We start from the raw sequence: 23,057 nt of genomic DNA on the forward strand, positions 1-23,057 counted from the left end.
AATAAATTACCAGGGAATTATTTTTTGAGGTAGATATGAGCAAACACCCTATGACAGTTGAAGGTGCGGAAGCACTTAATTCAGAATTACAGCGTTTAAAATTTATTGATAGGCCTCGTATTGTTGAAGCGATTGCGACAGCTAGGGCACATGGCGATTTGAAAGAAAATGCCGAATATCATGCAGCCCGAGAACAGCAGAGCTTTAATGAGGGGCGTATTCAAGAACTGGAGGCAAAATTATCCCATGCCCAAATTATTGATATCAGCAAATTGCCTAATAACGGCAAGGTAGTCTTTGGTTGTACCGTTACAGTATGCCATATTGCAACAGACGCAAAGGTAACCTACAAAATTGTCGGTGAAGATGAGGCCGACATTAAGCAGAATAAAATCTCCTACAGTTCTCCTATTGGCCGTGCTTTAATTGGCAAGGAATTAGATGATACAGTCACCGTAAATACACCAGGGGGTATGGTGGAATATGAAATAATTGATGTGGAATACATCTAAGTAGCCAATCGCCCCTCGCCTTCCATACTTACTTCTTGCCACGGCTCCGCATAGGCTGGGCTGTTAGGCCCAGCTTTATCGATTGTATTGCCCAAATGCGTCATGATGTGACCTAGGTTTCCTTAAGGAAAACCCAGGTTAACTCTTTGATTAAGGTTGAAATACTTCTTGCTGAATACCGCCGACAACCCATTGAGTGCTGTTAGGGAATTGACGGAAATGCCAAATTTCATCAAGTTGGCTAATAGGTTCATCATCTTCTTTTATGGAACCAGTGAAGTGAACGCTTGCAATGAGTGAATTAGATTGTTTTGAAACATCAAGCAACTTAGCGTCTAAAGTGATGACTTCGGTTTTATTCGATGCATTTCCACGCTCTTCTAATTGCATTTTGATTTCTGCAAATACTTCGGGTGCTGTGAATTCACTTAAATCTTGAAGGTTTTTTTGGTCATAAGCAGCTTGTAAACGGTTGAATGTCACTTTAGCTTCACGTAAAAAGCTTTCAGGTACAAAACCTTCAGGGTATTGAGCAAAGTTATTGCCGGAGCTGCTCTCTGAACTGCTGTTAAATGATTGGGTAAAATGATTAAAAGGATTTTGGTTAAAAGGATTGGTTTGTCCTTGTCCTGATTGAAAACCTGGCTGCATTCTTTTACGGAAAAAGCCAATAACAAAAAAGAGAATTGCACCAACAATTAACCAGGACAAGATCCCATTGGCAAAACCATGGCCCATAAATAAACTGGTAAGCAAGCCGCCAATTAATAAGCCACTAAGTAATCCCCCCCATCTGCTGGGATTTTTTGTGCTTTGTCCAAGAATACTTGATTTCTGTACCTTCTTTGGTGAAAACAAGGCACTTTGGGAGCGCTGTATGCCAAAACTTCTGCCGGCACCAAAGCGTTTAGCAGAGGCTTCGTTAACGAGCAGTCCAAAGCTTAGTAAGGCAATAAGTAAACAAGAAATAAACGTACGCATAGTATGAGACCTTCTTTTAAATAGAGTTGATAAGTATATATGAATTCGGATGAATCTGTCTCTTTATGATTAAAATTTTAGCTAAGCTCTGGTTTTAAGAATTAAACTATAGATTCATTCAATGTAAATCCATTTAGAATTCCTGGAGTAAATGGATTAACCTGATTATTTGTTTTTAACAGGTAGCGTCCCGAGTTGCTGTTGATTTCAAAGAGAATTTGCAAGCTGGAACTGTCTTGTTCATCAACGAGAACATTCACTTTTTCGAGCAGTTTAAATAAAGCCCAGATGCCTTGTTCTGCGAGTTCATAGTGATTACCCTCAATTGAATTAAGAGCAAGTTTGGCGTGGGATTGAGGCCAGGTAAAACGAGTAACAGAGTCAGTGCTTTGATTATCAGTTAGTTTTGTGCTGCCAATCTGAAGCTCCAGGTTTGCAACTACAGGATCAAGGCTAATTTTTTGCAGGCTAAAATCAATTTTACTTTCTTCACCATGGTCAGGGAAAAACATATTGGTAATAATATTCGCACGTATCAGCGCATCTAATGTTTCCGATGCGATAGGTAACACGGAGTCATTTACTGCTTTAGGCTTCCATTCTGCATTGGAAATATCCAAAAATGGTTTGACATAGTTTTCAGTAAATGAATTTAATGCACCATGGGTAGAAAAGAAATGATTGAAATCGTTTATTGCAATTTCTTCTTGTTGTGATGCATCAAAAGGATAGCGTCTGGCAATAGTGGTTTGGAATTCTCTATAAACGGTTTGTTGCCATTGTTGGTTGATGTACTGACGACTGTCTTTGATCAGAATTCCCCACGTGTCGCTTGCTAATTGTTTTGTCCAGGTGCTTAGAGGTTCGGGTAATTGTCGTGCTTGATTATAAAGCAAACTTACTGGATCCGAGGCAGTGTCACTAGCAAAACGTGTTTTAGTAATATTAAACGCGGTTTTCCCTCCATCATTTATCATGGATAAAGTAGAAATAAAGCGCTCCAAATCAACGATTTTCAGACTTAATTCTTTAGTGCTGGAAAGGCTCATTAAGTTTAAATCAGTAAATTGATTGGCAATAGATTGATTGAATAGTGATGTGCTATTGCTCAAGTCAGCCTTGGTTTCCTGTTGAATTAAGCTGATCATTTTGCTTAGTGCATGAGATTGTTCCAGATTTTTAACTACCTGTCGGCCTGCTTGATAATCCTGATAATGCAAAGGTTGTGATTTGCGCATAAACGTTTGCCACCAGGTGACATAATCAAAACAATATGCCTGAGTTATCATTTCCTGTAATTGGTTTAAATCATTGCGTGCAAGAACCCAGTTTTCTTTTTGCAGACTGTGGCTAATATCAGGGATTTTTTGCATCACTTCATTAAAACCTGAGCGGGTAAAGTAACTCGGTAATTCGTTAGTAGCCAATACAAAACCATTAATTGCAATTTTTTGTTTGGCATTAGGTAAAAACTCTTTTGCGATAGAGTAATAGAGGTAACTGGTGGGCAATGCGTTTAAATAATTCCTGGCATCACTAATTACTTGTGGTTTTACGGGTATATTTTTGAGTGGTTTGCTTAATAAGTGTTTTAATAGTGCCAACTGTTTGTTTAAAGAACTTTCAGGTTGCTTTTTCCATTGAGCAGCAAACCAATCATGTACTTGCATTGCTGAAAAATGTTCTGGTTGGCTCAGCATCAGATAAATTTTCAAGGCGTTATAACGAACGATAGGGGTGTTCCCTGAATTATTGATTACGTCTTCTAGCTCGCTGATTAATGAGGGTAAAAATTCGCCATGGAGGCGGTTTTCAGCATTGTGGTGCAAATTATGTTTTAATTGATGCACTGTGGGTAGCGACAAGGAATTACTAGAAATATTGCTTATCGTTTTTGCAGCCTTGGATAAATGATAAAGGGCCTGCTTTTCTTTATTTTTCTGACTATTAAGGACATCATAAGCAAGTAATTCTTTACTTGCTTCATCCAATAAATAAGCTGTTTTATAATGGTTGTAGCTTAAGATCAGCAAGCTGATTCCAGCAATACTTGCAGTAATTGCAATAATGGGTTTTTGCGAAAACTTTCTGACTTGTGGAATTTGACTGCAATGTTCCTGAATGGTTTTTAGTGCCCCTTCAACAAAATAGGCTCTGAAATTTGTCGCTTGCGGAAATGTATCTTGGACTACCAATGCATATTCGTGTTGAATTTTCTTATTGAGGCGGTCAATACTCACGCCACCTTGCTCTGCACTACTAAAATAAATGGAATGTAAATTAAAAAGTTTGGGCGAAATCCCCTGAATTAATGCTTGAATAGGAGCACGTAAGCTGGCTACCTGTAAAGGAAATTCTCGAATTAAACTGCGCCTCATTGTAGAACGCGCAGGATGCATTTTGTTAATTACTTGTTGGCCAAGTTGTTCGGTCAGCTGATTGAATTGTAATGAGTATGCTTCTATTTTTTTCTTTAATTCATTTCTGCAATCAAGCGAAAACCCTAAGGGTTTCGATAAATCGGCTGTATGTTCTGATTGGTAAAATTCGGTGAATCCAGCAAGGGTATCCATTTTGGTAAACATCAGCGCAAGATTAATGGAATAACCCAGGTTAGTTCCAAATCGTGCCAACAGTTGCAAATGCGCTTTTTTCTGTTCTGCAAACTGACTTGGATCCGCGATAAGCAAGTCGTTTACATCAATGCATAAAACAAGACCAGTAATTTTTAGATATGTATTGCACCGATTTAATTGCTTCAGGGTAGTCAATAATAAGGTTTTGCTGTTGGTAAGCCAATTTTCACCAAGTTCAATAATGATCCCTTTCTGATTAAAATATATTTTGGCATGTTGTTCGCTAAAAACAGGTATTTCTTCCATATTACTTTGCTTTAATATGGCCGACTTTCCTTGGGCATTTTTGCCGGTAATCACTATAAAAGACAACTGATTGCTTTGTGGCTTTAATTGTGAAAGTATTTTTTTTATAGCATCACATAATGCGCGTAAAGAATTGTCCATCAGCTATCCAGAAGAGCAAGTTGGGTATGTCCAAATAAAACATTTTTTGCTTTATTTTCCAATAAGTACTGGCTGGTCAAAAAAGCAAGTGTTACCACAGTAACCGCCGTAATCAAAGTTATTATGACTGCTTTATAATTTTTTTTAACAACTTTGGGTATAGGGTTTTCATTAAACAAACGGCGTGGTTGATTAAAACGATTTTGCTGAATTATTTGATAAAGATCTTCAATATAGTTATCCAAAACCTGTCGCCCGTCAGGTTTGAGATGGTAATGACCCTCAAAGCCAATGATCAGAAGAAAATAAACCAATTCAATAAGGTCAAGGTATTGGTTTGGCCGTTCTTTTATGTAATTAAGGATTTCAAAAAAACGATGTTGTGGTTGCGCACTATCATTAGAGAGCGGTGTAAAGGCTTTAAATTCAGCAGTAATTTGATAGACACGCATGTAATTTTTACCCAGGATTTCATCTATGGTCGCTGCCATTAAATAATGCGCGATGGCAGCAAAGTCTGCCGGATATTTCGATGCATCCATCTTGCTCTGAAAAGCAAGAAGTTCATGTTCAATATTGTCTCTGATATCCTCAATAGCAGGTAATGAAGGGCTAAGACAGAGTCGTTCTAGCAGCGATAAAAGAGGGCCAGCTGCCGCAACTAAAGCGTTAGTAGAAAAAGGAGCAATAAATAATTTGGAGCGATAGTAACCTTGCGGGACAAGCATTGTTCCCGAATCAACAAGTTGACTGCTGACCAATGAGGCTGGATAATGCGCAACGGTCATGGTCTTGCTCCTAGTAGGTCCTGATTCACGCATGAATTCTATTGCAAACACTCGAAGTTTAAAAGAAGATGATACGTTATATATCGCTTATAGTTCAAGTGAGTCAAGTTTTTAAACTGGTAATGTGCTGCTAGCCAAAGTCACGATCTGGATTGCCGATGCTTTACCTAGAGAATGGGCCTTAAGGATGGTCTCTCTCATCTACAGGAATGACACGTATTCCTTGTACCAAAGTTAAAATGAGAACAGAAATCCAATAGAGTTGCTGTTATTGTTGAATTTATTTGCATCCCTTATGAACAATAAGGTACTATTCGGGTTTGCCAAATATAGAACTATTTTGGTACTATATTTATAATATGGATAGAAAATTGATCAAGCGGGAGTTTTGTTTCAAATTAAGACTTATTTAGTACTAGATTATTCGATTTTGAGGTGTTATGCTGCGCATCAGCAAGTTGGCCGATTATGGAACAGTTGTGATGGTTTATCTCGCCAGGCACGCGCAAGAATTATGTAATGCTCGTGACATTGCATTACATACTCATCTGACTGTACCTACGGTAAGTAAAATTTTAAAACGTTTAACCAGTGCAGGTTTGTTAACTTCAGTACGCGGAGTGACTGGAGGATATCGATTGCGACGGCCTGCAACTGAAATTTCTGTGTCGCAAATAATTTTTGCATTGGAAGAACATCGTGGTTTCACAGAGTGCAGTTTGCAACCTAATGATTGTTCATTACAAGGTGTTTGCACTATTCAGGGTAATTGGCGATTAATTAGCCAAGCAATTGAAACCGCTTTGGATAGTGTAAGTTTAGCCACTTTGGCTAAACCAACTTTGCAAGCACATGATGTGGAGCGAGTTCTACAATTGGCAAGTGGAGTTAATCGTGGCTAAAAGCAGTGAGCAAATTAATTCTCTGCTCGATAGAGAATATCAACATGGGTTTACAACCGACATTGAAGTAGATACTTTTGAGCCTGGACTGGACGAGGACGTTATTCGTCGTTTGTCAGCAATTAAAGGTGAGCCAGAATTTTTGCTTGAATGGCGTTTAAAAGCCTATAGGCATTGGTTAACCATGTCACCTCCTCAATGGTCCAGCGTGCATTATCCGCCTGTGGATTATCAGGCTATTTCGTATTATTCAGCGCCTAAAAAGAAAAAAGATGCGCCCAAGAGTCTGGATGAGGTTGATCCTGAGTTACTAAGAACTTATGAGAAACTGGGCATTCCTTTAAGAGAACAAGAAATGCTGGCTGGCGTTGCTGTAGATGCTGTTTTTGATAGTGTTTCCGTGGCAACTACGTTTAAAGCGAAACTCGCTGAAAAAGGGGTTATTTTTTGTCCTATCTCTGAAGCAGTACATAAATATCCAGAGCTGCTCATGCAATATTTAGGCTCAGTGGTACCTTATCGTGATAATTTTTATGCTGCTTTGAATTCGGCTGTATTTAGTGATGGTTCTTTTGTGTATGTTCCCAAAGGGGTGCGTTGCCCGATGGAATTATCGACTTATTTTCGAATTAATGCTGCCTCTACAGGACAATTTGAGCGTACTTTGATTATCGCTGATGTGGACAGTTATGTTTCTTATCTTGAAGGCTGTACCGCACCCATGCGTGATGAAAATCAACTCCATGCTGCTGTAGTAGAATTGGTTGCTATGGATGGGGCACAAATTAAATATTCTACGGTGCAAAACTGGTATCCAGGGGATAAGGAAGGAAAAGGAGGTATTTATAATTTTGTGACAAAACGCGGCGCTTGCCGAGGCAAACGTTCCAAAATTTCCTGGACGCAAATTGAAACAGGCTCAGCAATTACCTGGAAATATCCCAGTGTGATTTTACAAGGAGATGATTCCGTTGGAGAGTTCTATTCAGTTGCCTTAACCAATAATTATCAACAAGCTGATACCGGCACAAAAATGATCCATATTGGCAAAAACACGCGTTCAACGATTATTTCCAAAGGGATCAGTGCTGGACGTGCACATAATGCTTATCGCGGTTTGGTTCGTATTGCACCAACAGCAACGAATGCGCGTAATTATACTCAGTGCGACTCAATGCTTATGGGCTCTGAATGTTCCGCACATACTTTTCCTTATATAGAGGTCAAGAATCCTACAGCACAAGTAGAACATGAAGCAACTACTTCCAAGATCAGTGAAGAGCAATTGTTTTATTGTCAACAGAGAGGAATCGATACAGAGGATGCTGTTTCGATGATTGTAAATGGTTTTTGTAAGCAGGTATTAAAAGAATTGCCTATGGAATTTGCGGTGGAAGCGACTAAATTGCTAGGTCTAAGTTTAGAAGGGGCAGTAGGTTAATATGTTAAAAATCAAAGACTTAAATGTTGAAATAAATGACCAATCCATTTTAAAAGGCATTAATCTTCAGGTAAATGCAGGTGAAGTTCATGCCATTATGGGACCTAATGGTTCAGGCAAAAGTACGCTGTCTAAAGTATTAGCTGGCCATCCTTCTTATCAAGTGATTAGTGGAGAAATAAATTATTTAGGACAGGATTTGACCCCATTGTCTCCCGAAGAAAGAGCGCGTGCCGGTATTTTTTTGTCGTTTCAATATCCAGTGGAAATACCTGGTGTCACGAACGTGAACTTTCTTAAAGCTTCTGTTAATGCAGTACGCAAAGGCCAGGGGAAAAATACACTGGATGCCATTGAATTCCTGTCATTCATTCGGGAGAAATGCCAGTTACTGGAAATGGATGAAAGCTTTCTTTATCGCAGCATTAATGAAGGGTTTTCGGGCGGAGAAAAAAAACGTAATGAAATTTTACAGATGGCCGCTTTGGAACCAAGGCTTGCTATTCTTGATGAAACCGATTCAGGCTTGGATATTGATGCGCTACGTATTATTTCGCATGGTGTTAATGCAATGCGTTCCCCAGAACGTTCCATTATTTTAGTGACGCATTATCAGCGCTTGCTTGATTATATTGAGCCAGATTTTATCCATGTGCTGGTAAATGGTCGTATTATTATGTCTGGGGATAAATCATTAGCACTTGAATTAGAGAAAAAAGGGTACAGCTGGCTTGAGGAAACGGTGTAGTGATATGAGCGAGATTTTGGATTTTTACCAACAACGAGCAAAAGCGGGGCTATCTACTTTGCCCTGGCTTGCCCAATTGCAAACTAAGGCATTAATGGATTTGAATCGACGTGGATTTCCAACGCGACATGATGAAGATTGGAAATATACCAGTGTCGAGGCATTATTAAATCAGCCTTTTATGCGTTTTAATACTGCAGATAACCTCAAGGAACCTGCAGCTGCGGCCTGTACGGATGACATAAACTCTGATTTACCAATAAATCAGTATATGTTGATTCGCAACGGACTCATTTCGGGTGTGGAGCAGCTTGCCAAGACCTTACCTAAAGGGGTATTAGTTCTTCCTTTAGCTGTTGCATTAACACAACATCCAGAATTGCTTAAGCCTTATCTGGGAACTGTTTTAAAACAAGAGCATGGTTTTCATTATTTAAATACAGCGATGATTCACTGTGGTGTGTTGATTTATATTCCATCAGGTATTGTTCTTGAAGAACCCATAGCCTTAACTCATGTGCAGACACAAACGAATCAAGCAGTTTATTTGCGACATTTGATTGTTGCTGAGGAAAACAGTCAGGCTGTAATAATTGAAGATTATCAAGGTTTGGCTGATTGTTGCTATTTGACGAATACGGTAACCGAGATTGTTGTTGGTGCTGGTGCAAAATTAACGCATTATACCCTGCAAAGAGAAAGTAAATCTGCTTTTCATATAGGTCATCTTTCGGTGAAACAATCAGAAGGCAGTGAATTTGCCAATCATTCTTTAAGCCTTGGCGGACAATGGGTTCGTTCTGATATCAGTTTGTATTTGCACGAAGAAAAAGCACATTCTTTGATGAATGGGATTTATGCTCCTGCTGAAGGGCAACATGTGGACCATCATACCACCGTGCAGCATCTGGTGCCTTCTTGCAGTAGTGAACAGGATTATAAAGGAATTCTCACTGGGCGTTCGCGTGCAGTATTTAATGGTAAGGTATTTGTTGCTAAAGATGCACAGCATACTGATGCCAAACAACAAAATAAAAACCTATTACTCTCAGCAAATGCAGAAGTGGATACCAAGCCGCAGTTGGAAATTTTTGCTGATGATGTACTGTGCTCTCATGGTGCAACGGTTGGACAATTGGATGAGGAAGCCTTGTTTTATTTGGCAACTCGTGGGATTGGTCGGCTTGAAGCATCGCATTATTTAATTCATGCTTTTGCTCGTGATAATCTGCGGCTTATTCCCCATCGCCAATTAGCGGACTACATGGGGCATTTATTAACACAACAGTTGGGGTAAGCGAAATGGACGCCTTGGATATTCATGCAATTCGTAGAGATTTCCCTACACTCAATCAAAAAGTAAATGATTTTGATTTAATTTATTTTGATAATGCGGCAACGGCACAGAAACCTAAAGCGGTAATTGAGGCTATTTCTCATTATTATGAACATGATAATTCGAATGTACATCGCGGTGTGCATACTTTAAGCGTCAGAGCAACAGAAAGTTACGAAGCTGCCCGCTCCAAAGTGAAGCGCTTTATCAATGCAAATTCACCACGTGAGTGCATTTTTGTACGTGGAACAACTGAAGCGATTAATTTGGTAGCACAAAGCTTGGTTGCACCGCGTATTTTACCTGATGAAGAAATATTAATTACGCATATGGAACATCATTCCAATATTGTTCCTTGGCAGATGGTTTGTAAAAAAAGCGGAGCCAAGCTGCAGGTTGCGCCCATTTCACTTGATGGTGAAATTTTATTGGATGAGTTTGCCAAGAAATTAAATAAGAACACTAAATTTGTGGCAATTTCGCATGCTTCTAATGCTTTGGGCACTATTAATCCCATTAAAGAAATGATTAAGATGGCGCATGAGTATGGAGCCGAAGTATTAGTTGATGGCGCACAAGCGGTCCCTCATTTTTCTGTAGATGTGCAAGATTTAGGATGCGATTTTTACGCTTTTTCCGGACATAAGTTATATGGCCCTACAGGTATTGGTGTGCTATGGGGTAAAGAAGAGCTTCTGAATGCCATGTCTCCTTATCAAGGAGGGGGCGAGATGATTAATTCCGTTACTTTTGAAGCAACAGAGTACGCTGCAGTGCCAAGTAAATTTGAAGCCGGTACCCCTGATATTGCCGGCGCAATTGGCTTAGGCGCTGCTATAGATTATTTAGAATCTTTGGATATGGAAGCAATCATCGTTTATGAACAAGAGTTGTTAGAATATGCAACGGCCGGAGTTCGGGCGAGCGGATTTAATATTATTGGAACCGCCAAACAAAAAGTTCCCGTTGTCGCTTTTGTACATGGAACAATTCATGCTCATGATATTGGCACTATTTTAGATAGTGAAGGAATCGCAATACGGAGCGGCCATCATTGTGCCATGCCGTTGATGGATTTTTATAATGTTGCGGCTACTTCACGTATTTCTCTGGCATTTTATAACACCAAAGAGGAAATTGATGCATGCATACACGCATTGCATCGGGTTAAAGAGGTATTTGCATGAGTGCTGAATTGCGAGAACTTTATCAAGAAATCATTATCGATCACAATCGCAATCCGCGTCATCATTATGAAATGAAAGATGCGACGGCACAAGCGAATGGTTTTAACCCTTTATGCGGGGATAAATTAACGGTGTATGCCAAAATAGAAGGGGATGTGATTGTTGAGTTAAGTTTTCTGGGATGTGGTTGCGCTATATCCCAAGCATCCGCTTCTTTGATGACTGACTCGATCAAAGGGAAAACTATAGAAGAAGCGCATGAAATGTTTCATCGCTTTCATCATATGTTGACTCAAAATGAAGAAAGTCAGTTACGTTATATGGATAAGTTGACGGTACTTGCAGGAGTAAAGGCTTATCCGGCACGGGTAAAATGTGCTACCTTGGCGTGGCATACTTTGGAAGCTGCATTGAATAAAGACAGCAATGTGGTGAAAACAGAATAAGGACAGTTTCCATTTCTACTATCTTGGCCAAACTGTCCTGATTTTCTGCGATCCGATGCTCACATACTGCATGTATGCTGTGCTTCGGTTCTCGAAAAATCAGGCCATTTTGGCTCAAGCTAGCGAACTGGGGAAAAAGTCCCAAGGGAAATATCAGACCGTAGCCCGGGTGCAGCGAAGCGAAGCCCGGGAATAATGACATCACCGATCCCGGGTTTCGCTTCGCTGCACCCAGGCTACAGTTACCCAGAAAAACGTAGGTACTTTATGTTTGGTTTTAAGAAAAAACAGGATAAGGAATTACTGGAAGAAGCCATCGTTAATGCGCTTAAGGGTATTTATGACCCTGAGATTCCTGTTAACATTTATGATTTAGGTTTAATTTACAATGTTTCGATTGATGATGATGCGCATGTCGCAATTCAAATGACCTTAACTACTCCTGGCTGCCCTGTGGCACAAACTTTTCCAGGGACAGTAGAGCAAGCAGTCAACAAAGTAGAAGGTGTTCGTGATTGCTCTGTAGAGTTGGTCTGGGAGCCGCCTTGGACTCAAGAAAGAATGACCGAAGCAGCACGACTTGAATTGGGAATTTTTTATTGATGTGGCACCCTTCAGCACCGATCGAATTCTTACGCCAACGCGCCGAATTATTAGCAAAAATACGTTTTTTCTTCACCGAACGCGGTTATTTGGAAGTAGAAACGCCAATTATGGGGCGCTATGGAACGACTGATGTTTATCTAAGTAATATTAAAGCTACGTTTCGTGGTGAAACCTATTGCTTGCAGACCTCCCCTGAATATCATATGAAGCGGTTACTTGCTGCAGGAAGCGGTTCTATTTTCCAAATAGCACGAGTATTTCGCGATGATGAATTAGGGCGTTGGCATAATCCAGAGTTTACTCTGTTGGAATGGTACCAGCTGGATGTTGATCATCATACCTTAATGGACGAAATGGATCTTTTTCTGCAAAGGGTAATGCAGTCTAAGCCGATGATCAAAAAAACGTATCAACAAGCGTTTCTTGAAGCATGTGCTGTCGACCCATTGTTCGCATCGACAGCACAATTTCGTGAGATATTGCGGCGTTATGATTTGGATAATGTATTGCCTCCGCAAGAAGAAGATAGAGATCAGTATCTTTTTTTATTGATGAGTCATGTTGTAGAACCTTTTCTGGGCAAGGAAAGCGCCCCAGTGGCTGTATATAATTTTCCGGAATCACAAGCTTCTTTGGCAAAAATTAGTAATGGTGTTGCAGAGCGTTTTGAAGTTTATTATCAAGGGGTTGAGTTGGCTAATGGTTTTCATGAGTTAACCGATGCTGCTGCCCAAGCAAAACGTTTTGCTCAGGACCAAAAAATAAGAAGCGAAAAAGGCTTTCCTTTCATGGAAGCAGATCACTATCTTTTGCAGGCTTTAGAGCATGGTTTGCCTGCATGCAGTGGTGTCGCTTTAGGCATTGATCGGCTCTTGGCTTTAGCTTTAAAGCAACCTGAAATTGCTAAAATTATGTCTTTTGATTTTGCCCGGGCGTAGCATTGTATGCTGCGTCATCTTTATTTTATCGTTTAAATCGTGTTGAACTTTCCTGAGAGAAATTTAAACTCATTGGACAACTCATTTAAAAATGATTGCTTTTATTTGCAAATCAAACAAATTTATAGATCGAGTTAACCCAAGTATTGACAATAAAAGCCAATAATTGATAATATTTTGAACATAAAATTCATTTTTTGATCTAAATTGCAAGAAGGCCGAGGTTAATTATGAAAGGTAGAGAAGAAATAGTACACTGGAAACGCCATGATAAAAGAATTACGAAAAATAAGCACACAGTTATCACTTCGCTAGATGGAAAAAAGCAATATCAATTGATGGGTACTCTAGATGAAGAGGAATCAAATGCTCTACAACAGCAGCTTGGGGTAAGTTTAAAAGGCAAAGTAATATTAGGTACAGGACAGTTCGGGAAAGTTCGGTTAGTACGTGATGAAGAAGGAACGTTTTTTGCGGTTAAAAAAATAAAGTCACCTGTTGAGATGACAAAATCTAATTTTGATGCACAAGCCTTGCCGCGAGAAGATCAATTTAATGAAATTTTACGCGAGAAAAACATCAGCGGGGTGATGAGGGCAATAGATGCATTTAGCACGACTGACAGCCAAGATAAAACAGTAATGTTCCAGATTATGCCCATTGCGAATCTAAGAGATGGAGAGAATTTCAGGAAACTTCAATCTCTTCTGGAGTCTGGGATGAATAATAAACCTGAGTTATTTGTCGATTTGATACAACAATTGGAATCCTTTAATAGCTCTATTGAAGGAGAGTCTGTTATCAAAGATGAAAAACACAATGAGAAGCAGGCTGGTAGCGAGGAAGCAAGTGAAACAGCTGATGCGGATTTGTTAGAAAGCAGTGACGAAGAACATGATGCTGACCTGTTAGAAAGTAGCGACGAAGAACATGATGCTGATCTGTTAGAAAGCAGCGATGAAGAACATGATGGGGAGCTGCTCGAAAGTAGTGATGAAGAAATCGATGTAGGTGTGGAGGCGGTCAGTAAAAAATCAGCACCTAATCCCAGTGATTTATTCGCAAAAGTCATTTTATTTCATATAACACACTCCTTAGTAAAAACAGTTAATGAAATGCATCAAAACGGTATCTATCATCGCGATATTCATGGAAAAAATATTTTATTTGATGGTAAAGGACGAATTTATTTATCTGATATTGGTACTGGTATTGCTTATGGTAAGGACACCGTTCAAGTTACAAGTAAATTGCAGTCAGATATCCTTCCTCCAGAAGCAAAATTTCCAAATGATAAAAAATTACAATAAGAATTTAGAAAAGGAAGCCAGGCATCTCAGCAAAGTATTGATCAATGGGAGCTTGGATGCACATTACTTTCTTTTATTACCCCTGAACCAACGGAGTTATTGAAAGAATTAAAAATGCCATTGCGGGAAATACAAAAAACGAGTTTCACAGGAAAAGGCACGCAGTACCAAAATTATGTAAGCTATTTAGACAGAAAATTAGAGAAATTTGATAAAGAAGTTTTATCGACAATGGAGATGCATCCTTCAGTAAGAAAAGTGATTTTAGGTTTATTAAATCCTGACTACAAAAAACGGATGTCTCTTGAGCAAGCAGCCAATATTATGAGCGGGGCTAAGTTGCCCAATGATGAGATTATTTCTACGGCTTTTCATGCATTAGTACAGTATCAGGCGAAGCAAGAAAATAAATTGGAGTCACAAAATAGATTTTTTACTGATACTAAGCAAAGCGATGCACAACCAACACCATTTACTCTAACAATAAAATAGAGGTGATTAAGCAGCACTTAATGTGCTGCATTCATGGCATTTAAATTACGGAAGAAAAATCAACTGTGGTAGGGGCTGCTTTGGTAATATGTTGTTCCTGTTGAAACGCAATATAAGCATTTTTTTCTTTCTCAGTGAATGTTTGAAACTCAGTTATTTTTGCAGTGATTCTTTCTGCGAGAATCCGTTGATATTCAGAATAATCCTTAGCATTTTTCACAAAATCTTTAGGAGTATGATAACAATAATGAATATGATCAAGCTGATTTTGCGCTGCTTCAGTAAGCGTAGATTTTGTTGGAGTGCAGCTAAAAAAGCCTTTAAGCGCCAAAATAAACGGTGCAGTAATGAGCTTTTGTAATTCTTGAGCGATTAAATTAAACTCTTCAATTCGTATTACAGGAATACGGTCTAACTCCTCATTAATGAATTCAACATAATCTGCTCTTAATTTACTAGAAAACGTCATGATATATAAGCTCAGCAAACATTAATTGTCCGCATTATATAAATTTTGCTCATAAAATTGCAATAGAAGAAATTTGTCCCCACATGGATGTCCTTCTACGCTTCCTGTCCCTATAATTGCGATTTGTATCAGTGTTCCTTGTTAGGCAGTTGTTTGTATGTATAGATCACGCTGTGTAAGCTGAGTTATTAGCTACTTGAAGTCCATTTCATAATAAGCAGGATTTGCTTTGGTATAATGATTATTCTCTGTGGTTAATTTTATAATTAAACGTTGACACTCTTTTTCTGAAGCACAAAGGGTTAAGCTTAAAGAACATAAATTAGGCTTTATTTCATCAGCAGGCAATACGGCACACAAGCCTCCTTTGGTTTTAATGACATCAGGGTTCTGAACTGAAAATAAAGGGGCGTAATTATGGCAATCTTTACTTATTTCGACAGTAGAAGAATACAGTGATGTTTTACGGGTATTGATTTTGATTACAGAGATTAAATCACTTTTTTCCGCATATAAATTGTTTAATGCCAATTGGCAATAGTCTGTTGCAGCGAACGCAGTACCGATGATAAAAGAAAAAAGCAGCGACGAGGCAATTTTAATCATGAGGATGGGGTATTGATTGGAGCTCCTCTAATTATATTAGAGATTGGAATGAACCGATAGTTTTATCCCAATCTCATATTTTCAAAAGAGTATTTTCTAATGAGCAACAACATCAGCTTTTTATATTGTTCCAAATAACCGAAAAAATACCTGAGTTAGTTAAAACTTCCGCTGCTACTAAGCTTTGTAGATGATTTATGGTCAAAGTCTAATTCATCTTCATTCTGATAAGAGCCGTACTCATATGGTTCAGTTGTTATTACTAATTCCGGAGTTGTTCTTCTTTTCTTACTAGAAGTAGTTAGTCCATACCAGCGAAATATTCCATATGAGTGATCGACAGTTGGATCGACTAGAGAACCTGTTTCGCTGTTTTTCGAAGCTTCAATTTCCAAGTCCCTTTCATCTATTTCTTCTTTAATGCCTTGATAGTTTGGAGTCAGCTCCGCACAAGGTACATATCGTACATTCATTTTTCCAGCTTTATATTGATCTACCTGGATCCTAAATGGCAGCATAAACAGCTCTTTTTTCCCGTTCACATCAAATGCCATTAAATCCTGACTTTCAGCAAAGCGTAATTCATCATTTTCTCGGTGGTGCTTTTCATAATCTGGAAAAAACTTCGTTAAAGTATCTCGTATTGAATTACCATGTCCTACGACTATCATATCGCGTGGGTCATTATTATCTATTTCATCTACTATTTCTTTTGCTAACCCATTTTCTCTTTGTGCGTCTGTTGTATGAGTTACATCAGAGGGTTGTGACGTCTCATCAAGTGCTCCGATGGTATCCAATGCTTCTTGTTTTGCACTCTTATTGTCTTCTAACGTGCTTCCGAGAATAGCGTAACGAATAAATGAGAAAAAAAGCAAAACTCGATGAAAAAACTTCACATCAGAAAATGGATTAAGCAATGGGCCATATTCACGCCAGTCCATAATATCAAATCCGGAAGGCCCTTCGGCAATTTCTGTTATTTCACGTGAGGATTTTGCGGTTACCTTTTTGCCATGAGCACGTAAGCCTGCAATAAAGTTTGCTGCGGTTACTGTAGCTCGTGTCATAGTAGAAAATACGACGTGAGTATCAGCTTTTTGATTACGCAAAAGTACTGAATAATCAAAATGCTTCATATTTGCATCGGCGGCTGGATTAATATTTGCATTTGGTTTGAATCCATATCCTTTATCCGTGTTCGTACATTCTCCATGTCGAAATAAGTGAATGACTTTAAAATTATCAGCATCTTTCGTGCAGGTTTTTTTAAGGTAGATTTGCGTGAACAGATACAAATCATCTATTAATTGTTTATTATTCAGTGCAGTAGGTGCTGATAATTGGTTATATTGTTTTATACGCTTCTGTATTCTTACTTGGTATTCTTGCAGACTCTTATCTTGTGGTTCTGCGTTAATTTTTATCTGTGACATCTTATTCTCATTACATTTACTTCATAGGCGTACATGATAAAACATGCACCTTAGGTGATTATTAAATGACCGATAAAATAATTTATATGTCAGTAAGTCTTAAGGACTATGGGGATGTTTCTGCATCTGCATACAGGGAATTATCGTGATTAGGTGCCGCATAGTGATTTGCTTTCAGCAATAATGGAATAGACTTCATTGTCCCCGATCACGATATGATCGAGTAAACGGACGTCAACCAACTCCAATGCTGCACGGATGCGCTCAGTTACGACGATATCCTGATGGCTAGCGTCGGATAGGCCTGATGGGTGATTGTGGGCAAGAATGAGTGCCGCTGCATTAAGTTGTAAAACGCGTTCTATGATGGGTCTGGGATGAATTGTTGCGGTGTTGATTGTACCTGAAAAAAGCTCTTCATAGGCAATAACGCGATATTGGTTATCAAGAAATAAAGCAGCAACGGTTTCATTTTTATAATCGCGTAAACGTTTTTTTAAATAAGCATAGGTTTGTTTGCTGTTTGTGATTTGGGTTTCTTTTTTTAATTGTATAAAATCACTGCGCCGACACATTTCCTTGATTGCTTGCAACTGGGTATACCGTACCTCACCCAAACCAGATACTTGTTTGAAACGCTCTTTATCGGCATTAAGGACACCACGTAAATCACCCAAATGTTTAAGCAGGTCAAATGCTAATTGCACACAGGATTTCTTACTATTGCCAGAACTGATAAAAATTGCGAGTAATTCAACATCTGAAAGGCTTTGCGCACCATATGTGATCAGTTTTTCACGCAGATCTAACTGCCGTGTTGATTGGACAAACGTCATTTTTCTATTCCTTTATTGCGAAGTTTATGCTTTGATCGGAGCTATTCTTATCAAAAACGTTGAGTCATGCAAGATTTTATTGGGAAAAAAATATTGCTTGGGGTTTGTGGAGGGGTTGCCGCCTATAAATCAGCGTACCTGATTCGGGAATTAACTCGAGCCGGTGCGGAGGTAAAAGTGGTGATGACGCAATCTGCCCAGGAGTTTGTTAGTCCTTTGTTGATGCAGGCTTTATCAGGAAACGATGTACGTACTGATTTATTTGATGCTCAGGCAGAGCGCGCCATGGGACATATTGAGTTGGCACGTTGGGCTGATTACTTGGTTATTGCTCCTGCTTCAGCCAATTGTCTTGCCAAATTAGCACAAGGTATTGCCGATGATTTGCTCTCTACTTTATATCTTGTTGCAGAAGTGCCAGTGATTATTTGTCCTGCTATGAATCGCAGCATGTGGGCGCATCCTGCAACTCAGGCTAATGCTAAGCTTTTGCAAGAAAGAGGCGTTATTCTTGTTGGTCCGGAAGAAGGGGCTCAAGCATGTGGTGAGCAAGGTTTGGGACGCGTAAGTGAAGTGGAACAAATCATGAGTGCTTTACGTTTATATAATGTCCACCGGTTATTGGCGGGTAAAAAAGTACTTGTGACTGCAGGGCCTACTCGTGAGCCTATGGATCCAGTTCGTTATATCAGCAATTACAGTTCCGGAAAAATGGGCTACGCCATAGCAGAAGCTGCTGCAATGGCAGGAGCGCAGGTTACTTTGATTAGTGGACCAAGTGCGTTACAGGCTTCAGCGAAAATTAAGCGGATTCTCGTTGAGTCGGCACAAGAAATGCTGGATGCAGTTATGCAGGAAATGCCAACAGATGGTATATTTATAGGAACAGCTGCTGTTGCAGATTATCGGGTTGAGTCGCCTGCGTCTGAGAAAATGAAGAAAAAAAATCAGGATGAAATGACGCTTAAATTGATAAAAAATCCCGATATTCTCAGTCGTGTTGCTGATTCAGCTAGGGCTTCTTGCGTAGTTGGATTTGCTGCTGAAACCACGGATGTTGTGCATTATGCCACTGAAAAATTACAGCGTAAAAAACTGGATATGATTGTGGCAAACTCAGTAGGAAAAGGACTTGGATTTGACAGTGAAGTGAATCAAGTTACTGTAATTACAAAAAACAAGCAAATCGAATTACCCTTAACCCATAAAACACGGTTAGCAGGACAAATTATTGCAATCATTGCTGCAACTCTGCAAAATGATGCGCATTAATATTTATAGGAAAAATGATGACCCAAGCGATTCAATTAAAAATTCTTGATTCTCGAATAGGTAATACTATTCCGCTGCCTACGTATGCAACCCACGGTTCAGCCGGATTGGACTTACGTGTTTGTATTAATGAGCCAATTCAAATTGCACCGCAAGAAACGGTATTATTGCCGACAGGATTGTCAATTTATATTGCTGATCCAAAATTAGCGGCTGTGATTTTACCCCGTTCAGGTTTAGGACATAAAAATGGTATCGTTTTAGGGAATTTAGTTGGACTCATTGATTCTGATTATCAAGGAGAACTCAAAATTTCTTGTTGGAATAGAGGAATTGAGCATTTCACAGTGAATCCCGGAGAGCGTATTGCGCAATTAGTTTTTGTTCCGGTTGTGCAAGCTGCTTTTGAAATAGTTGATGCATTTACTGAAACCTCCAGGGGTGACGGTGGATTTGGAAGTTCAGGGAGGAATTAAAATGAAATATCAGCAAAAGCAAGTAACTCGTTCAGTGTTCCGTGCTTATGATATCAGAGGCATTATTGGACAGGAATTGGATGAAAATGCTTTTTATAGCATTGGACTGGCTCTAGCCTGTTATTTGCGTGATTTGCAGCGCCAGCAAATTTTTTTGGCACGTGATGGTCGTCTCACTAGTTTTGCTATGGCTTCCGCCTTAAAACAAGGGTTACTGGACAGCGGAATCGATGTATTTGACTTAGGCGCGGTTCCTACGCCGGTTATGTATTTTGCAATTCATACTCAAGGCCTTGATTGTGGATTGATGGTAACAGGAAGCCACAACCCAGCAAATTACAATGGCATTAAAATGGTCTTGTTGGGTAAGACTTTAATGCAAGAAGATATTGATATTTTGTATCAACTGGTTCTTGACGGCAAGCGTGTTGTTGGCCAGGGTAAAGATACAGCATTTGATGTATTACCTAAATATGAGCAACGTATTAAAAGTGATATAAAAATCAAACGTCCATTAAAAGTGGTAGTTGATTGTGGCAATGGGATTGCTGGTCCGATTATACCGCAAATGCTTCGCGAACTGGGTTGTGATGTTATTGCACTTTATTGTGATGTAGATGGTCACTTTCCTAATCATCATCCCGATCCAACCATTGAGGCTAATTTAGCTGATTTGAAAACTGCAGTAGCAGCCCATAAAGCAGATTTGGGTTTAGCTTTTGATGGTGATGCCGATCGCTTAGGTTTAATTACGAATAACGGTGAAATGATTTGGCCTGATCGTTTGATGATGCTTTATGTTCGCGAATTATTAACTCGTCTTCCCGGAGCTACTGTAGTTTTTGATGTTAAATGCTCCAGTCATTTAGAGGCTGTGATCAAAGAAGCGGGTGGCATACCCAAAATGTGTCCTACAGGTCATTCTATTGTGAAACACGTGATGAAAAAAGAAGAGGCGGCTTTGGCTGGTGAAATGAGCGGCCATTTGTTCTTCAAAGATCGTTGGTATGGATTTGATGATGCCCTGTATAGTGCCTGCCGTTTACTTGAAATCATTAGCGCATCGGATATGACTGTAAGTGAGCAATTTGAAGCGATTCCCAATAGTATCAATACACCTGAATTGAAAATTGCTATAGCGGATGATGAGAAGTTCCAGTTTATGAAACGATTTAATGAAATGGCTGAATTTCCTCAGGCACGCGTTATTGCAATTGATGGATTACGTGTTGAATTTGATAAAGGTTGGGGGTTATTACGTGCTTCGAATACTACTCCTTGTCTCGTTGCTCGTTTTGAAGCGGAAGATAAGGACAATTTAGAGCAGATTCAGCAGTTATTTAAGAAACAGATGCATTTGTTAGATGACACATTGGAGTTGCCATTCTAATGTATGGTTGTAGCTACGTTCCGCGGCTTGTCCGCGGAATCCAGGAATCTTGCTCTGTGTCCGAATTTCTGGATCCTGCGGATAAGCCGCAGGAAGTAGGAAAGCTCAGTTTGTACAGCTTTATTGAGGGTTACAAAATTCCACGTAAATTATTTTGTTGAAAAGTCTTATAAAAAAGCACACACTAAGCTCAGTTACCGGCAAATTTTTACTATGATAAATGGAGTTTACGTTGGAACATTTAAAGTCTCTCAATACTCCCAAAACGATTAATCCTGCAAGTATGAGCAAGGTAGACATGCCCATAACAATTGGCTATGGCTGTCAGTTGACTATTGCTTCTTCTCAAGCATTGGCACATCATTCATCGCCAGTAGCTTTGCCACCCAAAGCCATGGAAGTCATAGATGCTTCATACCAGTTTTTGAAAGTTCACGTTGATTCAAGAGTTCCTATTTATGGTGTCAACACAAATTTTGGTGATCAGGTGCGTTATATTGATACGACGCTCAAAGATACTGATGCATCAGATTATTATGACTCGATTAATGAACGACAAGAAAACATTCTTCGCTCTCTTTCTTGCGGTCTAGGCGCAATTGTTTCACCTCATATTGTACGAGTAGCGATGATGCTGCGTGCACATTGTCTGGCACAAGGATATTCGGGTGTCCATCCTGAATTAATTAATTCACTTCTAGATTTTCTTAATGCAGGTATTACTCCTGTAGTTCGTTGTTATGGTTCTATTGGTGCCAGTGGTGATCTTATTCCTCTTTCTATGATTGCAGCAGCGCTTATTGGCGAACCTGTTGCAGTGACTTATCAGGACTGCGTGATGCTGGCACCCGAAGCGATTCAGTTAGCTGGCCTTAAGGCATATAAACCCGTAATGCGTGATGGGCTTGCCTTGATCAATGGCACGTCCTTTATGACGGCAATAGCCAGTTTGGCAGTCTATGATTTGCATCATTTATTCAAGCAAATGTTGGCTGCTATTGCCATGGCGTTAGAGTCTTTACTTGTGATCAGTAGTGCTTATCATCCTGTGGTACATCAACTAAAAAAACAGAAAGGTGAAATGACAATCAATCAATTTTTTATTGATTTCTGGGAAGGAAGTCAATTATTGATTGATTTAGATGAATTAAGAGCAACGGATTATACCTATAAACCAGTACAAGATTATTATTCAATTCGTTCTGTTCCCCAAGGATTCGGCCCATTCCATGAGAATTTGGAACGCGCAATCTGTTGGATAGAAAATGAAATGAATTCTGTGAATGATAATCCTGTTATTGATGTTGCTGCGAACAATATTTATCATAGCGCAAATTTTATGGGTTTTTATATCACTGATGCCTGTGATATTTTGAAAATGGATATTGCCCAAGCTTCAACCTGGATGCATGCATTGCTCGCTAATTTAGTTCATCCTCGTAAGAATCATGATTTACCGGTGAATTTAGTGCCTAATCCAAGTAAACATAATGGTTTTCGATCAATGCAGCTGTTAGCTGCAGCACTTGCAGTACAAAATCGCAAATTGGCCCAGTCACATCAGGCATTTACCTTACCTACAGAAGGTGATAATCAGGATGTAAATAGCTTGGGAACCCACGCTGCTTTTGATTTTCAAGAGTCAGTCGCCAATTTGGAGCGCCTCACAGCAATTTTGTTGCTGGCAGCAACGCAAGCACTTGAATTACGTGGTATTGAAAAAGCAAGTAAAAAAGCTCAATCTATTTATTACACAGTTCGTCAATATTCTCCAAAAATAGAAGATTGTAGGCCGATGTCAGAAGAAATTGAGATGGTTATTAATTTATTAAGGAATAATAAAATATAAAAAGGTAAGTGCT

General features: G+C 39.3%; 22 protein-coding genes. 15 read left to right on the plus strand and 7 right to left on the minus strand.

The window, feature by feature from the left end; translation table 11 throughout:
- The first annotated feature begins 35 nt into the window (after nt 1-35).
- Nucleotides 36-512, plus strand: coding sequence for a transcription elongation factor GreA (gene greA, locus DY223_RS01935; protein WP_058458064.1), 477 nt, complete (start codon nt 36-38; stop codon nt 510-512).
- 150 nt (nt 513-662) lie between these two features.
- Here the strand turns inward: greA and DY223_RS01940 are convergent, their stop codons facing one another.
- The 3 genes from DY223_RS01940 to icmH all read right to left on the minus strand — a co-directional run bounded on the left by DY223_RS01940 (nt 663) and on the right by icmH (nt 5,304).
- Nucleotides 663-1,493, minus strand: coding sequence for a Tim44 domain-containing protein (locus DY223_RS01940; RefSeq protein ID WP_058458065.1), 831 nt, complete (start codon nt 1,491-1,493; stop codon nt 663-665).
- 101 nt (nt 1,494-1,594) lie between these two features.
- Complete coding sequence (icmF, locus tag DY223_RS01945; RefSeq protein WP_058458066.1) at nt 1,595-4,516, minus strand: type IVB secretion system protein IcmF; 2,922 nt, start codon at nt 4,514-4,516, stop codon at nt 1,595-1,597.
- On the minus strand, nt 4,516-5,304 hold the full coding sequence (icmH, locus tag DY223_RS01950; RefSeq protein ID WP_058458067.1) for a type IVB secretion system protein IcmH/DotU: 789 nt from the start codon (nt 5,302-5,304) through the stop codon (nt 4,516-4,518). Before icmH ends, icmF begins: the two co-directional genes overlap by 1 nt.
- Before the next feature lie 440 nt (nt 5,305-5,744).
- Here icmH and DY223_RS01955 point away from each other — a divergent pair, with 440 nt between their 5' ends.
- The 10 genes from DY223_RS01955 to DY223_RS02000 all read left to right on the plus strand — a co-directional run bounded on the left by DY223_RS01955 (nt 5,745) and on the right by DY223_RS02000 (nt 14,710).
- On the plus strand, nt 5,745-6,206 hold the full coding sequence (locus DY223_RS01955; RefSeq protein ID WP_058458068.1) for an SUF system Fe-S cluster assembly regulator: 462 nt from the start codon (nt 5,745-5,747) through the stop codon (nt 6,204-6,206).
- Nucleotides 6,199-7,647 (plus strand): Fe-S cluster assembly protein SufB, encoded by a 1,449-nt coding sequence (gene sufB, locus DY223_RS01960; protein WP_058458069.1) that lies wholly within the window; start codon nt 6,199-6,201, stop codon nt 7,645-7,647. The genes DY223_RS01955 and sufB overlap by 8 nt, the downstream gene beginning before the upstream one ends.
- Before the next feature lies 1 nt (nt 7,648).
- Complete coding sequence (gene sufC, locus DY223_RS01965; RefSeq protein ID WP_058458070.1) at nt 7,649-8,395, plus strand: Fe-S cluster assembly ATPase SufC; 747 nt, start codon at nt 7,649-7,651, stop codon at nt 8,393-8,395.
- A gap of 4 nt (nt 8,396-8,399) precedes the next feature.
- On the plus strand, nt 8,400-9,692 hold the full coding sequence (gene sufD / locus DY223_RS01970; RefSeq protein ID WP_058458071.1) for a Fe-S cluster assembly protein SufD: 1,293 nt from the start codon (nt 8,400-8,402) through the stop codon (nt 9,690-9,692).
- Nucleotides 9,693-9,697: 5 nt separating this feature from the next.
- Nucleotides 9,698-10,918 (plus strand): cysteine desulfurase, encoded by a 1,221-nt coding sequence (locus tag DY223_RS01975; protein WP_058458072.1) that lies wholly within the window; start codon nt 9,698-9,700, stop codon nt 10,916-10,918.
- Entirely contained in the window at nt 10,915-11,364 is a 450-nt protein-coding gene (gene sufU / locus DY223_RS01980) for a Fe-S cluster assembly sulfur transfer protein SufU (protein ID WP_058458073.1), read from the plus strand. Before DY223_RS01975 ends, sufU begins: the two co-directional genes overlap by 4 nt.
- 267 nt (nt 11,365-11,631) lie before the next feature.
- Nucleotides 11,632-11,967: an SUF system Fe-S cluster assembly protein gene (locus tag DY223_RS01985; RefSeq protein ID WP_058458074.1), complete on the plus strand. Its 336-nt coding sequence runs from the start codon at nt 11,632-11,634 to the stop codon at nt 11,965-11,967.
- Nucleotides 11,967-12,908 (plus strand): elongation factor P--(R)-beta-lysine ligase, encoded by a 942-nt coding sequence (epmA, locus tag DY223_RS01990; protein ID WP_058458075.1) that lies wholly within the window; start codon nt 11,967-11,969, stop codon nt 12,906-12,908. Before DY223_RS01985 ends, epmA begins: the two co-directional genes overlap by 1 nt.
- A gap of 230 nt (nt 12,909-13,138) precedes the next feature.
- Nucleotides 13,139-14,218, plus strand: coding sequence for a protein kinase domain-containing protein (locus tag DY223_RS01995; RefSeq protein WP_058458076.1), 1,080 nt, complete (start codon nt 13,139-13,141; stop codon nt 14,216-14,218).
- Nucleotides 14,219-14,317: 99 nt separating this feature from the next.
- Nucleotides 14,318-14,710, plus strand: a complete 393-nt coding sequence (locus DY223_RS02000; protein WP_131744459.1) for a hypothetical protein — start codon at nt 14,318-14,320, stop codon at nt 14,708-14,710.
- Nucleotides 14,711-14,750: 40 nt separating this feature from the next.
- Here the strand turns inward: DY223_RS02000 and DY223_RS02005 are convergent, their stop codons facing one another.
- The 4 genes from DY223_RS02005 to radC form a co-directional block, all read right to left on the minus strand.
- Nucleotides 14,751-15,179 (minus strand): hypothetical protein, encoded by a 429-nt coding sequence (locus DY223_RS02005; protein ID WP_058458078.1) that lies wholly within the window; start codon nt 15,177-15,179, stop codon nt 14,751-14,753.
- Nucleotides 15,180-15,371: 192 nt separating this feature from the next.
- Entirely contained in the window at nt 15,372-15,785 is a 414-nt protein-coding gene (locus DY223_RS02010) for a hypothetical protein (RefSeq protein ID WP_058458079.1), read from the minus strand.
- Nucleotides 15,786-15,940: 155 nt separating this feature from the next.
- Complete coding sequence (locus DY223_RS02015) at nt 15,941-17,221, minus strand: hypothetical protein (protein WP_058458080.1); 1,281 nt, start codon at nt 17,219-17,221, stop codon at nt 15,941-15,943.
- 149 nt (nt 17,222-17,370) lie between these two features.
- Entirely contained in the window at nt 17,371-18,057 is a 687-nt protein-coding gene (radC, locus tag DY223_RS02020; protein ID WP_058458081.1) for a RadC family protein, read from the minus strand.
- A gap of 66 nt (nt 18,058-18,123) precedes the next feature.
- Here radC and coaBC point away from each other — a divergent pair, with 66 nt between their 5' ends.
- The 4 genes from coaBC to DY223_RS02040 all read left to right on the plus strand — a co-directional run bounded on the left by coaBC (nt 18,124) and on the right by DY223_RS02040 (nt 23,044).
- A complete protein-coding gene (gene coaBC / locus DY223_RS02025; RefSeq protein ID WP_058458082.1) occupies nt 18,124-19,329 on the plus strand; it encodes a bifunctional phosphopantothenoylcysteine decarboxylase/phosphopantothenate--cysteine ligase CoaBC in 1,206 nt (401 codons plus the stop codon).
- 17 nt (nt 19,330-19,346) lie between these two features.
- Complete coding sequence (dut, locus tag DY223_RS02030) at nt 19,347-19,805, plus strand: dUTP diphosphatase (RefSeq protein ID WP_058458083.1); 459 nt, start codon at nt 19,347-19,349, stop codon at nt 19,803-19,805.
- A 1-nt stretch (nt 19,806) separates the two neighbouring features.
- Complete coding sequence (locus DY223_RS02035; RefSeq protein ID WP_058458084.1) at nt 19,807-21,195, plus strand: phosphomannomutase/phosphoglucomutase; 1,389 nt, start codon at nt 19,807-19,809, stop codon at nt 21,193-21,195.
- 232 nt (nt 21,196-21,427) lie between these two features.
- The gene (locus DY223_RS02040) at nt 21,428-23,044 is read left to right on the plus strand and encodes an HAL/PAL/TAL family ammonia-lyase (protein ID WP_058458085.1); all 1,617 of its coding nucleotides are present in this window, start codon (nt 21,428-21,430) and stop codon (nt 23,042-23,044) included.
- Nucleotides 23,045-23,057: the final 13 nt, after the last annotated feature.

The sequence above is a fragment of the Legionella bozemanae genome (assembly GCF_900450575.1).
GTDB classification, from domain to species: Bacteria; Pseudomonadota; Gammaproteobacteria; order Legionellales; family Legionellaceae; genus Legionella; species Legionella bozemanae.